This window comes from Pseudorhodoferax aquiterrae, assembly GCF_014652235.1.
GTDB lineage: Bacteria > Pseudomonadota > Gammaproteobacteria > Burkholderiales > Burkholderiaceae_C > Pseudorhodoferax > Pseudorhodoferax aquiterrae.
Genome location: NZ_BMYK01000030.1, coordinates 25,399 through 38,115 on the forward strand (window position 1 = coordinate 25,399; position 12,717 = coordinate 38,115).

A 12,717-nucleotide genomic window follows, 5' to 3' on the forward strand; every position below is an offset into this window, starting at 1 on the left:
GCGCCACGCCGCTCAGGCCGTCGCCGACAGCTGGGCCAGGTGCGCATGGATCTGCGCCACCGCGGCCGCGCCTTCGCCGATGGCGCCGCCCACGCGCTTGACCGAGCCCGATCGCACGTCGCCCACCGCGAACACGCCCGGCACGCTGGTCTCCAGCGTGCCCTTGGCCTGCGCATCGTCTCCGGTCTGCACGAAGCCGTGGCGGTCCACGGCCACGCCGCAGCCCTGCAGCCAGTCGGCCTCGGGTTCGGCACCGACGAACAGGAACAGGTTGCGGGCCGGGCAATCGTGCTGGCCGCCGGTGCGCGCGTCGCGCCAGGTCGCGCCTTCCAGCCCGGTGGCGGGCTCGCCGTGCAGGCTGACCAGCTCGGTGTGCGGGCGCAGCACGATGTTGGGCGATGCCTCGATGCGGTCGATCAGGTAGCGCGACATGCTCGCCGCCAGCGAGGGCCCGCGCACCAGGATGTTGACGAGCGCCGCGTGCTGCGAGAGGAACACCGCGGCCTGCCCGGCCGAGTTGCCGCCGCCGACCAGCGCCACCTCCTGCTTGGTGCACATGCGCGCCTCGATGGCCGAGGCCCAGTACCAGACGCCGCGGCCCTCGAACTCCGACAGCCGCGGCACCTGCGGGCGGCGGTAGCGCGCGCCGCTGGCCACCACCACGGTGCGCGCGCGCAGTTGCCGGCCGTCGGCCAGCCCCACGCGCAGACCCTCGCCGGTGTGTGTGCCGCTGCAGTCCAGCGACACGGCCTTGGCCGGGATCATCATCTCGGCGCCGAACTTCTGCGCCTGCACGTAGGCGCGCCCGGCCAGTGCGCCGCCCGAGATGCCGGTGGGAAAGCCCAGGTAGTTCTCGATGCGCGCGCTGGCGCCGGCTTGCCCGCCATAGCTGCGGCAGTCCAGCACGATCACGCGCAGCCCTTCGGAGGCCGCGTAGACGGCCGTCGCCAGCCCCGCCGGGCCGGCGCCCACCACGACCACGTCGAACAGGTCGGCGTGCTCAGCGGTGTCGACCATGCCGATGCAGCGGGCCAGCGCGTCTTCGCTCGGGTTGACCAGCACGGCGCCGTTGGGGCAGGCCACCAGCAGGCTGGCCTCGCCGTACTGCTCCAGCAGGGTCGCTGCGTCGGCGTCGGTGGACGCATCCACCACGTGGTAGGGCTGGCCGTTGCGGCGCAGGAAGTTCTGCAGACGCACCACGTCGGCCGAATCGGGCGGGCCCATCAGCACCGGGCCGCTGGCCCCTGCGTCGATGAGCGCCACGCGCCGCAGGATCAGTGCCCGCACGATGCGCTCGCCCAGGTCGGCCTCGGCCACGATCAGGGCGCGCAACTGCTCGGGTGGCACCAGCAGCGCCTGCACGTCCTCTTCGGCATGGCCGTCGACCAGCGCAGGCTGGCCCGACAGCGTGCCGACCTCCGCCAGGAACTGGCCCGGCCCCTGCACCGCCACCGGCGTCACGCGGCCCAGGCCGTCGCGCTGCGTGATCGCCACCGCACCCGACAACACGAGGTACAGGCCGGGTCCCGGCTCGCCTGCGCGGAACAGGCAGCTGCCGCGGGGGTAGTGCCGCAGTTCGCCGAAGCGGCGCACGCGCGCGGCATCGGCGGCGTCCAGCACCGGGAACATCTGGTGCCGACGCGTTTCCACTTCGATCGTCTCTGGGGTGGCCATGGTCTCTCCGGCGCCGGGGGGGCGGCTGGTGGGGGGTGGATCGCCGCTTCATTCTGCAGGATCGCCGCACGCCGGCCATCGCCCCTCGGGGCATGGTGCAGATGCGTGGGCAGCAGCGCCGCCGCGCGCTATGCAGCCTGGCCGCGGCAATGCAGCTCGCGGAACAGCAGCGGTGTCATGCCGAAGCGCCGGTCGAACGCCTTGGACAGCTGCGCGCCGGTGTTGTAGCCGGTGCGCGCCGCGATCTCCTTGAGCGACATGCCGGCCGCCAGCAGGTTGCGCGTCTGGTCCAGCCGCAGCGTCTCGACGAAGCGCGCGGGCGTCTCGCCCGTGCTGGCGGTGAACTTGCGCAGGAAGGTGCGCTCGGACATCGCCACCTTCTCGGCCAGCAGCGGCACGTCGAGGCGCAGCGCGAGGTTCTCGCGCATCCAGTGGATGAGCTCGGCGAAGGGCGCATCGGCGTGCGACTGCGCGGTCAGCACCGGGCTGAACTGCGACTGGTAGCCGGGCCGGCGCGCGTACAGCACCAGGCGCTTGGCGATGACGTGCGCCACCGCGTTGCCCAGGTCCGCGGCCACCATCTCCAGGCTCATGTCGATGCCGGTGGTCACGCCGGCGGAAGTCCACAGCCGGCCGTCGTTGACGAACAGCGCCTGCGTGTCGACGGCGACGTCGGGGCAGCGCTCGGCCAGCGTCCCGCAGGCCGACCAGTGCGTGGCCACGCGCTTGCCATCGAGCAGGCCGAAGTGCGCCAGTGCGAAGGTGCCGGTGCAGATGGAGCCGTAGCGCCGCGCGCCCTTGCTGGCCCTGACGGCCCACTTGCGCACCGCCTCGTCGGCCACCAGCGTCTGCAGGCCCGCGTCGTCGCCGCCGGCGATCAGCAAGGTGTCGATGGAGGCAGGCGCAAGCTCCTTCACCGGCCGGGTGACCAGGGCCACCGCGCTGCTGGTCTGCACGGTGCCACCTTCGGCCGAGAGGATATGGACCTTGTAGTGGGCCTTGCCCAGCGCGTCGTTGCCGGCCTCGAACACCATCGCCGGCCCCGTCACGTCCAGCACCTGGCAGCGCGGGAAGGCCAGGATGGCGACGTTCAGCGGCTTGGACATCTGGCGGATATTAGCCTGCGTTTGTCATTTACGCCAAGGTGGGCGACTCCAACAATGGCCCATCGATCGGACCCCTGCCACAGCTCCATGACAAACCCTCTGCACATCGGATTCCTAGTCTTTCCCAAGGTCACCCAACTGGATCTCACCGGCCCCGCGCAGGTGCTCAGCCGCGTGCCCGGCGCCACCGTGCACCTGGCGTGGAAGGCGCTCGAGCCCCTGGTGACGGACGTGGGCTTCAGCCTCCACCCCACCACCACCTTCGCCGACAGTCCGCGCTTGGACGTGCTCTGCGTGCCCGGCGGCGCCGGCGTGGTCGAGCAGCTCAACGACGCCGAGACCATGGCCTTCCTGCGCGACCAGGGGGCGAGCGCACGCTACGTCACCTCCGTCTGCAACGGCTCGTTGCTGCTCGGTGCGGCCGGGCTGCTGCAGGGCTACCGATCGGCCTGCCACTGGATGTGGCGGCACTACCTGACACAGTTCGGCGCCGAGCCGGTGGTGGCGCGCGTGGTGCGCGACCGCAACCGACTGTCCGGCGGGGGCGTCACCTCTGGCATCGATTTCGCTTTCACGCTGGCCACCGAACTGGCGGGGGAGGAGGCCGCACGCATGATCCAGCTCGGCCTGGAATACGACCCGCAGCCGCCGCTGGACAGCGGCTCGCCCGAGAAGGCCGGAGCCGAGCGCGTCGCACGTGCGCGTGCCGTGCCGGCCGCCTGGCTGCGCGATGTCGTCGAACCGCAGATCGCGCAGGCGGCCCGCCGCCTCGCTCCCGTTGCCTGACCTGCCCGACTCCACCCTTTGATGAAGGAAGCCCCATGAAGCCGATCGCCAGCGCCTGCATCCTTGCGGCAGCATTCCTCGCCGCGCTGCCCGCCTTCGCACAGATCTCGGACGGGGTCGTCAGACTGGGGGTCATCAACGACCAGTCCGGCCCCTATGCCGCGCTGACCGGTCCGGGCTCCGCGCTCGCGGTGCGCATGGCGGTGGAGGACATGAAGGCGCAGCTGGGCGACACCCGCGTCGAAGTGCTGGTGGCCGACCACCAGAACAAGCCCGACGTGGGCCTGACCATCGTCAAGCGCTGGTTCGACGTGGACAAGGTCGACGCCGTGCTCGACATCGCCAACTCCGCCGTGGCGCTGGGCGTGCAGTCCGTCATCAAGGAGAAGAACAAGATCGCGCTGTACGGCATCGTCGGCACCACCGAACTGACCGGCAAGCAATGCGCCAGGACCGGCTTTTCCTGGGTGCACGACTCGTACGCGCTGGTCTCCGGCCCGGCGCGCACGCTGACCAAGAGCGGCCTGGACACCTGGTACTTCGTCGCCGCCGATTTCGCGTTCGGCAAGAACATGGTGCAGGAGGCCAAGAACTTCATCGGTGCCAGTGGCGGCAAGGCGGTGGGCGAGATCTTCCACCCCATGGGCACCTCGGACCACAGCGCCTTCCTGCTGCAGGCGCAGGCGTCCAACGCCAAGGTCGTGGCCTTCGCCAATGCGGGCGCGCAACTCGTGAACGCGATGAAGCAGTGGAAGGAGTTCGGCATGCAGGACGGCAAGCAGCGTCCCGTCTCGCTGCTGCTGTCGATTACCGACGTGCACGCCGCCGGCATCGACGTGATGCAGGGCCTGTCCGGCACCTCCGCCTGGTACTGGGACCGCAACGACGACACGCGTGCCTTCGCGCGCCGTTTCTTCGAGCGGCACAAGGCCATGCCCACGGAGTCGCAGGCGGGCATGTACTCGGCCACCACGCACTACCTGAAGGCCGTGCTCGCCACCCGGACCGACGCCACGGACGCCGTGGCCGAGAAGATGCGCAGCACGCCCGTGAACGACATGTACGCGCGCAACGCATCGCTGCGCGACGACGGCAAGCTGGCGCACGACTTCCTGCTGGTCACGGTCAAGTCCAGGGCCGAGTCCAAGGCCGCCTGGGACTACTACAAGGTCTCCGCCGTGATCCCGGCGGACGAGGCCTACATCCCGCTGGCCCAGAGCGACTGCCCGCTGCTCGCCAGCGCCGCTGCGAAGGCGAAGTGATGGAGCCGGCCATCGATGGCGGGGCCGCCATCCTCAGCGCCCGCGGGCTCACGCGCAGCTTCGCGGGCTTCACGGCGGTCAGGAACGTGGACCTCACGGTGCGGCGCAACACGGTGCACTCGGTCATCGGCCCGAACGGCGCGGGCAAGAGCACGCTGTTCAACCTGCTGACGCGCTTCCTGGAGCCCGACGCCGGCCGCATCGTCTACCGCGGCGAGGATGTCACGCGCATGGCGCCGCAGCGGCTGGCGCGCCGGGGCGTGGTGCGCTCGTTCCAGATCTCGGCGGTGTTCCCGCACCTGACCGTGGCGCAGAACGTCGGCGTGCCGCTGCAGCGCCTGTCCGGCCTGCAGACGGTGTTCTGGCGCTCCACCGCCTGCCTCTCGGTGCTCGACGACCGGGTGCATGCGCTGCTGCGCCAGTTCGGCCTCAGCGCGTGGGCCGACACGGCCGCGGGCGATCTGCCCTACGGCCGCAAGCGTGCGCTGGAACTGGCCACCACGTTCGCACTGGAACCCGATCTCGTGCTGCTGGACGAGCCCATGGCCGGCCTGGGCACCGAAGACGTGCACCGCGTGAGCGAGCTCATCGCCGCCCAGGCCGGCACCAGGACCATCCTGATGGTGGAGCACAACCTCAAGGTGGTCGAGCGGCTGTCGGACACCGTCACCGTGCTGTGCCGCGGCGAGGTGCTGGCCGAGGGGAGCTATGCCGCCGTGGCCGCTGACCCGCGGGTGCTCGAGGCCTACATCGGACATTGACCATGCCAGCATCCACCACCGTTCTCGACGTCCAGGGCCTCAGCGCAGGCTACGCCGGCAACCAGGTGCTCGACGGCGTCCACTTCCACCTGCAGCGCGGCGAAGTCGTCACGCTGCTGGGCCGCAACGGCGCCGGCAAGTCGACCACGCTCAAGTGCCTGATGGGCTTCATCGCCGAGAAGACCGGCTCCATCACCTTCGAAGGTGTGCCCATCGCGCGCTGCCTGCCCGAGCAGATCGCCCGGCTGGGCATGGCCTACTGCCCCGAGGAACGCGGGATCTTCTCGCAGCTCAGCGTGCGCGAGAACCTGCTGCTGCCGCCCGTTCTGCGCGCCGGCGGCCTCTCGCTCGACGAGGTCTACACGCTGTTTCCCAACCTGCGCGAGCGCAGTGCCAGCCAGGGCACCAAGCTGTCGGGTGGCGAGCAGCAGATGCTGGCCATCGGCCGCATCCTGCGCACCGGCGCCAAGTGCCTGCTGCTGGACGAACCCAGCGAGGGCCTGGCGCCCGTGATCGTCAAGCTCATCGCGCGCACGGTGCTGGAGCTCAAGCGCCGTGGCTTCACCATCTTGCTGGTGGAGCAGAACCTGCGCTTCGCCGCCGAACTGGCGGACCGCCACGTCGTCATGGAAACCGGCCGCGTGGTCGACATGCTGACCCGCGACGACATGCAGCAAGGCGCCGGCCGCGTCGAAGCCTACCTGGGGATGGGACATGTTTGAATCGCTCGCACTGCTCTCGCCCGCGCTGTTCGGCCAGCTGCTGCTGGGCCTGATCAACGGCTCCTTCTACGCCATGATGAGCCTGGGCCTGGCCATCATCTTCGGCCTGCTCAACGTGGTGAACTTCGCGCACGGCGCGCAGTACATGATGGGCGCGTTCACCGCGTGGATGCTGCTGCAGTGGGGCGGCATCCCGTATGGCTGGGCGCTGCTGCTGGCGCCGCTGGCGGTGGGCCTGTCGGGCATCGTGCTCGAGCGGCTGCTGGTGCGCCGGCTCTACCACCTGGACCATGTCTACGGCCTGTTGCTCACGTTCGGCATCACGCTCATCGTCGAAGGCCTGTACCGCAAGGCCTTCGGCTCCGCCGGCCTGCCCTATGCCAACCCCATGCCCGGCGGGCTGCGCACCGCACTGGGCTACCTGCCCTACTACCGGCTGTGGGCACTGTTCGCCTCGCTGCTCGTGTGCCTGGCCACCTGGTTCCTGATCGAGAAGACGCGGCTGGGCGCGACGCTGCGCGCCGCCATCGAGCGGCCCGACCTGGTGCGCAGCTTCGGCCTGAACGTGCCGCGCATGGTCACGCTGGTCTATGGCTTCGGCGTGGGCCTGGCGGGGCTGGCCGGCGTGTTCGCCGCGCCCATCTACAACGTGAGTCCGACCATGGGCTCGAACCTGATCGTCATCATCTTCGCGGTGGTGGTGATCGGCGGCATGGGCTCCATCAAGGGCGCCATCGTCACGGGCTATCTGCTGGGCCTGACCGAAGGCCTGGTGCGCTACTACCACCCGCCGCTGTCGGACACGGTGGTCTTCATCGTCATGGCGGTGGTGCTGCTGGTCAAGCCGGCGGGGCTGTTCGGCAGGGGCGTCATCGCGCAGCACGCCAGCGCCGCGCTGGACAGCCGACCCGGCCGCCTGCCCCGGCTGCGTGCGCCGCTAGGCTGGCTGTTGCTGGCCGTGGCGCTGGCGGCGCTGGTCGCGGCGCCTTTCCTCATGTACCCGGTGTTCCTGGTCAAGGTGCTGTGCTTCGCCGTGGCCGCCAGCGCGGTGAACCTGCTGCTGGGCTACATGGGCGTGCTGTCGTTCGGCCACGCCATGTTCTTCGGCTTCGCGGCCTACGTGGCCGGGCACCTGGCCAAGGCCTGGGGACTGGCGCCGGAGTGGGCCATCCTGGGGGCCACGCTGGTGTCGGCTGCGCTGGGGGCCGTGGTCGGCCTCATCGCCATCCGGCTGCAGGGCATCTACTTCGCGATGTGCACGCTGGCGCTGGCGCAGATGGTCTATTTCTTCTGCCTGCAGGCGCCGTTCACCGGCGGGGAGGACGGCATCCAGGACATCCCGCGCGGTGTGGCCTTCGGGGTGTGGGATCTGAGGGGCGACGTGTCGGTCTACTTCTTCGTGCTGCTGGTCTGCGGCGCCGCGCTGCTGATGGTGGCGCGGCTGGTGCATTCGCCCTACGGGCGCATCGTGGCGGCCGTGCGCGACAGCGAGCCGCGGGCCATCTCGCTGGGCTACGACGCCAACCGCACCAAGCTGGCCGTGTTCGTGTTCTCCGCCGCCATCACCGGACTGGCCGGTGCCACCAAGGCCATCGCCGTGCAGATCGCCACGCTGACCGACGTGGGTTGGCACATGTCGGGCGAGCTGCTGCTGATGACGCTGGTGGGCGGCCTGGGCACCATCGTCGGCCCCATCCTTGGCGCGCTCGCGTTGATCAGCATGCAGACCTACATGTCGGAGCTGCAGGACTGGGTGACGGTCGCGCAGGGGCTGGTGTTCTGCGTGGTGGTGCTGGCCTTGCGCGGCGGCATCGCCGGCGGCCTGGCGGGGCTGTGGCGCCGGCCCGCGCGGCCGCGGGCCGGGGCCGGGGCGGAGCAGCCCGGCGTGCAGGCGGTCGCGCCATGAACGGAACCACCGCAGCGGAAGCGGCCGTGGAATTCGACCATCTGGTCGTGGGCGCGGGCATCGCGGGCGCCTCCGTGGCCTGGCAGCTCGCAGCGCATGGGCGGGTCGGCCTGCTGGAGCGTGAATCGCAGCCCGGCTACCACGCCACCGGCCGCTCCGCCGCGATGTTCATGGAAACCTATGGCACCCCCATGGTGCGCGCGCTCACGCGGGCCAGCCGGGCCTTCTATTCCGCGCCGCCCCCCGGCTTCGCCGAGCACCCGCTGCTCACGCCGCGCGGCTGCATGCATGTGGCCAAACCCGGGCAGGAGCGCGAACTGGCCGAGGCCTTCGCGGTGTTGCGCGCGGCGTCTCCGGGCGTCGAACGCCTGTCCGCACGCGCGGTGCTGGCGCGCTGCCCGGTGCTGCGCGAGCACATGGTGTGCGGCGCCGTGCACGAGCCGGACGCGATGGACATGGACGTGCATGCGCTGCACCAGGGCTATCTGCGCGGCCTGCGCGCCCGCGGTGGCCTGATCCTGCACGACGCCGAGTTGGCCCAGGCCACGCGCGAGGGGGGCCGCTGGGCGGTGCGCCTGGCGGACGGCCGCCGCCTGACGGCCGCCACCCTCGTCAACGCCGCAGGCGCCTGGGCCGACGTGGTCGCGCAACGCAGCGGCGTGGCGCCCATCGGCCTGCAGCCCAGGCGCCGCACCGCCTTCACCTTCGAGGCGCCGGCCGGTGCCGCCATCGCCGGCTGGCCCACCGTGATCGCCGTGGACGAGAGCTACTACTTCAAGCCCGACGCCGGCCAACTGCTGGGCTCGCCCGCCAACGCCGACCCGGTCGCGCCGCAGGACGTGCAGCCCGAGGAGATCGACGTGGCCATCGGCATCCACTGCATCGAGGAGATGACCACGCTGCAGATCCGCCGCCCGCGGCACGCCTGGGCCGGCCTGCGGTCCTTCGTGCCGGACGGCGACCTGGTGGTCGGCGCGGATGCCCAGGTGCCGGGCTTCTTCTGGCTGGCTGCCCAGGGTGGCTACGGCATCCAGACCGCGGCCGCGGTGTCTGCGCTCGCGGCGGCCCAACTCACCGGCGCGCCGATGCCCGACGACCTCGCCCGCTGCGGCGTGCGTGCCGAACCCTTGTCTCCCACGCGCCTGCGCGGCGCCGAAAGCCAGCCATGAACACAGCCCCCCCCTTGCAGATCGGCATCCTCGTCTTCGAGGGCATGACCTCGCTCGACGCGCTCGGCCCCTTCGAGGTGCTGGCGCGCACGCCCCACAGCGTCTGCCACCTGGTCTGGAAGGATCGCCAACCCCTCAAGTGCGACACCGGCCTGGTCGTCACGCCCACGCTGTCGTTCGCCGACGCACCCCGGTTCGACGTGGTCGTGGTGCCCGGCGGTCCCGGCCAGAACGAGCTGATGGCCGACCAAGAGCTCGCAGACTTCCTGCGCCGGCAGGCGCAGGGCGCGCAATGGGTCACCTCCGTCTGCACCGGCTCGCTGCTGCTGGCGGCGGCCGGCCTGCTGGACGGCTACAAGGCCACCTGCCATTGGCTGTCGCTGGACTTCCTGCGCCTGTTCCCGGTGCAGGTGGTGCCCGAGCGTGTTGTGATCGACCGCAACCGCGTGACCGGCGCCGGCGTCACGTCGGGCCTGGACTTCGCGTTCGTGCTGCTCGATCTGCTGCGCGGCGAGGACGTGGCCAGGCGCCTGCAGCTGATGCTGGAATACGACCCGGCGCCGCCGTTCGGCAGTGGGCATCCCAGCGTGGCCCATGCAGGCACGGTCGCGGCGGTGAAAGAGATGGCGCAGGGGATGCTGGCGCGGCGCGCGGCCGTCTGCGTGGAGGCGGCGCGGCGGCTGGCGTAGGGCCGCATCGTCGCGGCGGCCCCCGGGGCCATCTGATCCGCAGTTTTTTCGGCGAACTGCATCTGGTCTCGAACCGGATGCTCGGGCAAAGTCATGGACCAGACACAAGCAGTGCGCCACCGCCGCCGCGCAAGCCAGGCGCACGGCCTGCCGCAAGTCCAACGCGACTGTCTTCACAGCCATGCACGAAGCCCACCACCTCCACCCCCCGCATCGCACCGTTGCGCAACCGCAGTCGCATGCCGGAATGCGCGAGGCCCTTGCGGCGCGCGGACTCTTCGGGATCGGCGTTCCCCCACACATGGGTGGAGGCGGCGGACAGCTGTCCGATGCCATCCACGCGGTTGCCGATGCTGCGCGGTCCTGCACCGCGCAGGCGCTGGTGCTCGCCTCGCAGCGCCTGTTGGTCCAGGCCCTGGTGCGCAGCCAGAACATCGGCGCCGCCGAGTACCAGCTTCCTCGCCTGCTGGACGGCGACATCGGCGGCAACTGCGCCGCTTCCTGGCCGCAAGCCGGCGAGGTGGCCCCCGCGCGTGCCCGCGACACGGGCCGCGGTTGGTTGATGTCGGGCGACTTCCCAGCCCTGCCCAATCTGCAGCGCGACTGGTTCGTGGTTTCCGTACCTGTCCTGTTCGAGGGCGCTGCCCGCTTCTCCCTCGTCCTGCTCCGGGCCGAGGAGAGCGGAATCGCCCAACGCCACGCGGCGGTGCAGGACCATCCGGCCGAGGCCGGCGTAGCACTCCAGTTGCAGAACGTGTTCCTTCGAGAAGACGAGATCATCGCGGAGGACGGGCCCGCGGCGGTGGCCCACCTTGTTCCATTCGCATCGGGCATGCAGGCGGCCATCCTCGCGGGCCAGTGCCACAGCGCGGTCGCGCGCAGCCCGCATCTCGTCGGCGTGCAGGCCGTCATCGAGGACCTCCTCGCCAGTGCCATCCAGGCCGCCATGCGCGGAAGCCACGACGCTGCCCCGCTGGCCGAACTGCGACGGATGTGGGCGGCGCTGTCATCTGCGACGGGCGCGGTGCCGTGCCAAGCCCCGCTCCCGCAATAAGCTGGAAGTCATCGAACCATGGATTGGGTCCCCATCGTTTTCATCGTGTTCAAGGTTCTCGTGTTCGGAACGTGCATGTTCCGCGCCATCAAGTGGCACCACGACGAAGGAAAAAAGAAGAAGCGCAGGGAAAGCGGCGGACCTTGAACGTTAGCGCGGCGCAGGCGTCAGAGCAGGCGCAGCGCAGCGTTCCACACGCGCTGGCAATACGCCTGCGCGGTCGGCCGCTCGAACTGCCGGGCTGTGCGTTCGCAGACTTCGGGCGAGGGGGTGACCAGCTCTTCCCCGGCAGCCGTCGCCTTCACCTGCGCCTGGCAGGCACGTTCGAGGAAGTAGATGTTCACGAAGGCCTCGGCGATCGTGCTGCCGGCGGCCAGCAGCCCGTGGTTGCGCAGCACCATGGCCTTGTGCGGGCCCATGTCGGCGACCAGGCGCGCGCGCTCCTCCAGGTCCAGCGCAATGCCCTCGTAGGCGTGGTAGCCGAGCCGGTTGTAAAAGCGCAGCGCGTGCTGCGTGATCGGCAGCAGCCCGCTCTTGCGGCAGGCAATCGCCATGCCGTCGGCCGTGTGCGTGTGCACCACGCAGGCCAGGTCGTGGCGCGCCATGTGGATGGCCGAGTGGATCGTGAAACCGGCCGCGTTCACGCGGTTGGTGGTCTCCGGGTCGCCGGGGTCCACGGGGCGGCCGTCCATGTCGATCTTGACCAGGTCCTCGGGCCGCATCTCGTGGAACAGCACGCCGTAGCGGTTGATCAGGAAATGGTTCTCGGGGCCCGGCACGCGCGCGCTGATGTGCGTGTCGATGATGTCGGTCATGCGGAAGTGCGCGACCAGGCGGTACAGCGCGGCCAGGTCGCGGCGCATGTCGGCTTCGGTCGGCACGGGCGTGGCCGCGGTGTCGCCGGGCTGGGCGAGGGGGATGTCGGCAAGGTTCATGGTGTGCTCTCTTGGAGGAAGGCGTCCCGCATGTCGGGCTGGGCGCGCAGCAGCTGAGCCATGGCCAGGCTCTGGGCGTCGCCCTGGCGTTCCAGCGCGGCGACCACGCCGCGCCGGTCGGCGACGGACTTGTCCTGGTTCAGCTTCATCTTGCCTTCGAGCCGGGTGATGGGAATCTCGACGGCGCCGATCACGCGCAGCCGCGTGCCCGTGTGCGCCATCGGGATGCGCTCGAAGTCCCAGCGGCCGGCCAGTGGCGTGTCGTACTGTGCCACGGTGCGGCGCAACGTGGCCATCAGCGCGTCCTCGTCCTCGTGCAGCACGGGTGTGCCGCGCGCGTGGACCAGCGTGTAGTTCCAGGTCGGGAAGGTCAGCTGGTTCTCGTACCAGCTCGGCGAGATGAAGGCGTGCGGGCCCTGGAAGATGACCAGCACCTCGGCGCCCGCGCGCAAGTCTTCGTAGACCGGGTTGTGGCGGGCCAGGTGCGTGGTCAGCGTGCCATGCTCGCCGCGGGCGGTGTCGAGCAGAAAGGGCAGCGGTGTGGACTGGATGCCGCGCGGGCCCTGCGTGACCAGCGTGGCGAAGCTCCAGGCGCGCATGCAGGCGTGCAGTGCGGCGGTGTCGTTCTCGGCGTAGGCCGGCTGGTGGTACAT

At 70.5% G+C, this 12,717-nt stretch carries 13 protein-coding genes; 9 read left to right on the forward strand and 4 right to left on the reverse strand.

The window, feature by feature from the left end; genetic code table 11:
* Nucleotides 1-12 precede the first annotated feature (12 nt).
* A complete protein-coding gene (locus tag IE209_RS28460) occupies nucleotides 13-1,674 on the reverse strand; it encodes an FAD-dependent oxidoreductase (protein ID WP_189690259.1) in 1,662 nt (553 codons plus the stop codon).
* Between the two features lie 128 nt (nucleotides 1,675-1,802).
* Nucleotides 1,803-2,780, reverse strand: a complete 978-nt coding sequence (locus IE209_RS28465) for a GlxA family transcriptional regulator (RefSeq protein WP_189690260.1) — start codon at nucleotides 2,778-2,780, stop codon at nucleotides 1,803-1,805.
* A gap of 87 nt (nucleotides 2,781-2,867) precedes the next feature.
* Here IE209_RS28465 and IE209_RS28470 point away from each other — a divergent pair, with 87 nt between their 5' ends.
* From IE209_RS28470 to IE209_RS34255, 9 genes are all read left to right on the forward strand, one after another.
* Nucleotides 2,868-3,566, forward strand: a complete 699-nt coding sequence (locus IE209_RS28470) for a DJ-1/PfpI family protein (protein WP_189690261.1) — start codon at nucleotides 2,868-2,870, stop codon at nucleotides 3,564-3,566.
* Nucleotides 3,567-3,601: 35 nt separating this feature from the next.
* Entirely contained in the window at nucleotides 3,602-4,828 is a 1,227-nt protein-coding gene (locus tag IE209_RS28475) for an ABC transporter substrate-binding protein (RefSeq protein ID WP_189690262.1), read from the forward strand.
* Nucleotides 4,828-5,589, forward strand: a complete 762-nt coding sequence (locus IE209_RS28480) for an ABC transporter ATP-binding protein (protein ID WP_189690263.1) — start codon at nucleotides 4,828-4,830, stop codon at nucleotides 5,587-5,589. The genes IE209_RS28475 and IE209_RS28480 overlap by 1 nt, the downstream gene beginning before the upstream one ends.
* Before the next feature lie 2 nt (nucleotides 5,590-5,591).
* Nucleotides 5,592-6,311, forward strand: a complete 720-nt coding sequence (locus IE209_RS28485) for an ABC transporter ATP-binding protein (protein ID WP_189690264.1) — start codon at nucleotides 5,592-5,594, stop codon at nucleotides 6,309-6,311.
* The gene (locus IE209_RS28490) at nucleotides 6,304-8,217 is read left to right on the forward strand and encodes an ABC transporter permease (RefSeq protein ID WP_189690265.1); all 1,914 of its coding nucleotides are present in this window, start codon (nucleotides 6,304-6,306) and stop codon (nucleotides 8,215-8,217) included. The genes IE209_RS28485 and IE209_RS28490 overlap by 8 nt, the downstream gene beginning before the upstream one ends.
* On the forward strand, nucleotides 8,214-9,386 hold the full coding sequence (locus IE209_RS28495; RefSeq protein ID WP_189690266.1) for an NAD(P)/FAD-dependent oxidoreductase: 1,173 nt from the start codon (nucleotides 8,214-8,216) through the stop codon (nucleotides 9,384-9,386). The genes IE209_RS28490 and IE209_RS28495 overlap by 4 nt, the downstream gene beginning before the upstream one ends.
* The gene (locus IE209_RS28500; protein ID WP_189690267.1) at nucleotides 9,383-10,075 is read left to right on the forward strand and encodes a DJ-1/PfpI family protein; all 693 of its coding nucleotides are present in this window, start codon (nucleotides 9,383-9,385) and stop codon (nucleotides 10,073-10,075) included. Before IE209_RS28495 ends, IE209_RS28500 begins: the two co-directional genes overlap by 4 nt.
* Before the next feature lie 181 nt (nucleotides 10,076-10,256).
* Nucleotides 10,257-11,129 (forward strand): acyl-CoA dehydrogenase family protein, encoded by an 873-nt coding sequence (locus IE209_RS28505; RefSeq protein WP_189690268.1) that lies wholly within the window; start codon nucleotides 10,257-10,259, stop codon nucleotides 11,127-11,129.
* An 18-nt stretch (nucleotides 11,130-11,147) separates the two neighbouring features.
* Complete coding sequence (locus IE209_RS34255; protein WP_268245982.1) at nucleotides 11,148-11,276, forward strand: hypothetical protein; 129 nt, start codon at nucleotides 11,148-11,150, stop codon at nucleotides 11,274-11,276.
* Between the two features lie 20 nt (nucleotides 11,277-11,296).
* Here the strand turns inward: IE209_RS34255 and IE209_RS28510 are convergent, their stop codons facing one another.
* A complete protein-coding gene (locus IE209_RS28510) occupies nucleotides 11,297-12,064 on the reverse strand; it encodes a class II aldolase/adducin family protein (RefSeq protein ID WP_189690269.1) in 768 nt (255 codons plus the stop codon).
* Nucleotides 12,061-12,717 carry an FMN-binding negative transcriptional regulator gene (locus IE209_RS28515; protein WP_189690270.1) on the reverse strand — a complete coding sequence of 219 codons (657 nt, stop codon included), beginning with the start codon at nucleotides 12,715-12,717 and terminating at the stop codon, nucleotides 12,061-12,063. The genes IE209_RS28510 and IE209_RS28515 overlap by 4 nt, the downstream gene beginning before the upstream one ends.

Excerpts from the sequence above, each read along its gene's own strand:
- IE209_RS28460 (WP_189690259.1), bottom strand. The coding sequence starts at position 1,674 with ATGGCCACCCCAGAGACGATCGAAGTGGAAACGCGTCGGCACCAGATG.
- IE209_RS28465 (WP_189690260.1), bottom strand. The coding sequence starts at position 2,780 with ATGTCCAAGCCGCTGAACGTCGCCATCCTGGCCTTCCCGCGCTGCCAG.
- IE209_RS28470 (WP_189690261.1), top strand. The coding sequence starts at position 2,868 with ATGACAAACCCTCTGCACATCGGATTCCTAGTCTTTCCCAAGGTCACC.
- IE209_RS28475 (WP_189690262.1), top strand. The coding sequence starts at position 3,602 with ATGAAGCCGATCGCCAGCGCCTGCATCCTTGCGGCAGCATTCCTCGCC.
- IE209_RS28480 (WP_189690263.1), top strand. The coding sequence starts at position 4,828 with ATGGAGCCGGCCATCGATGGCGGGGCCGCCATCCTCAGCGCCCGCGGG.
- IE209_RS28485 (WP_189690264.1), top strand. The coding sequence starts at position 5,592 with ATGCCAGCATCCACCACCGTTCTCGACGTCCAGGGCCTCAGCGCAGGC.
- IE209_RS28490 (WP_189690265.1), top strand. The coding sequence starts at position 6,304 with ATGTTTGAATCGCTCGCACTGCTCTCGCCCGCGCTGTTCGGCCAGCTG.
- IE209_RS28495 (WP_189690266.1), top strand. The coding sequence starts at position 8,214 with ATGAACGGAACCACCGCAGCGGAAGCGGCCGTGGAATTCGACCATCTG.
- IE209_RS28500 (WP_189690267.1), top strand. The coding sequence starts at position 9,383 with ATGAACACAGCCCCCCCCTTGCAGATCGGCATCCTCGTCTTCGAGGGC.
- IE209_RS28505 (WP_189690268.1), top strand. The coding sequence starts at position 10,257 with ATGCACGAAGCCCACCACCTCCACCCCCCGCATCGCACCGTTGCGCAA.
- IE209_RS34255 (WP_268245982.1), top strand. The coding sequence starts at position 11,148 with ATGGATTGGGTCCCCATCGTTTTCATCGTGTTCAAGGTTCTCGTGTTC.
- IE209_RS28510 (WP_189690269.1), bottom strand. The coding sequence starts at position 12,064 with ATGAACCTTGCCGACATCCCCCTCGCCCAGCCCGGCGACACCGCGGCC.
- IE209_RS28515 (WP_189690270.1), bottom strand. The coding sequence starts at position 12,717 with ATGTACCACCAGCCGGCCTACGCCGAGAACGACACCGCCGCACTGCAC.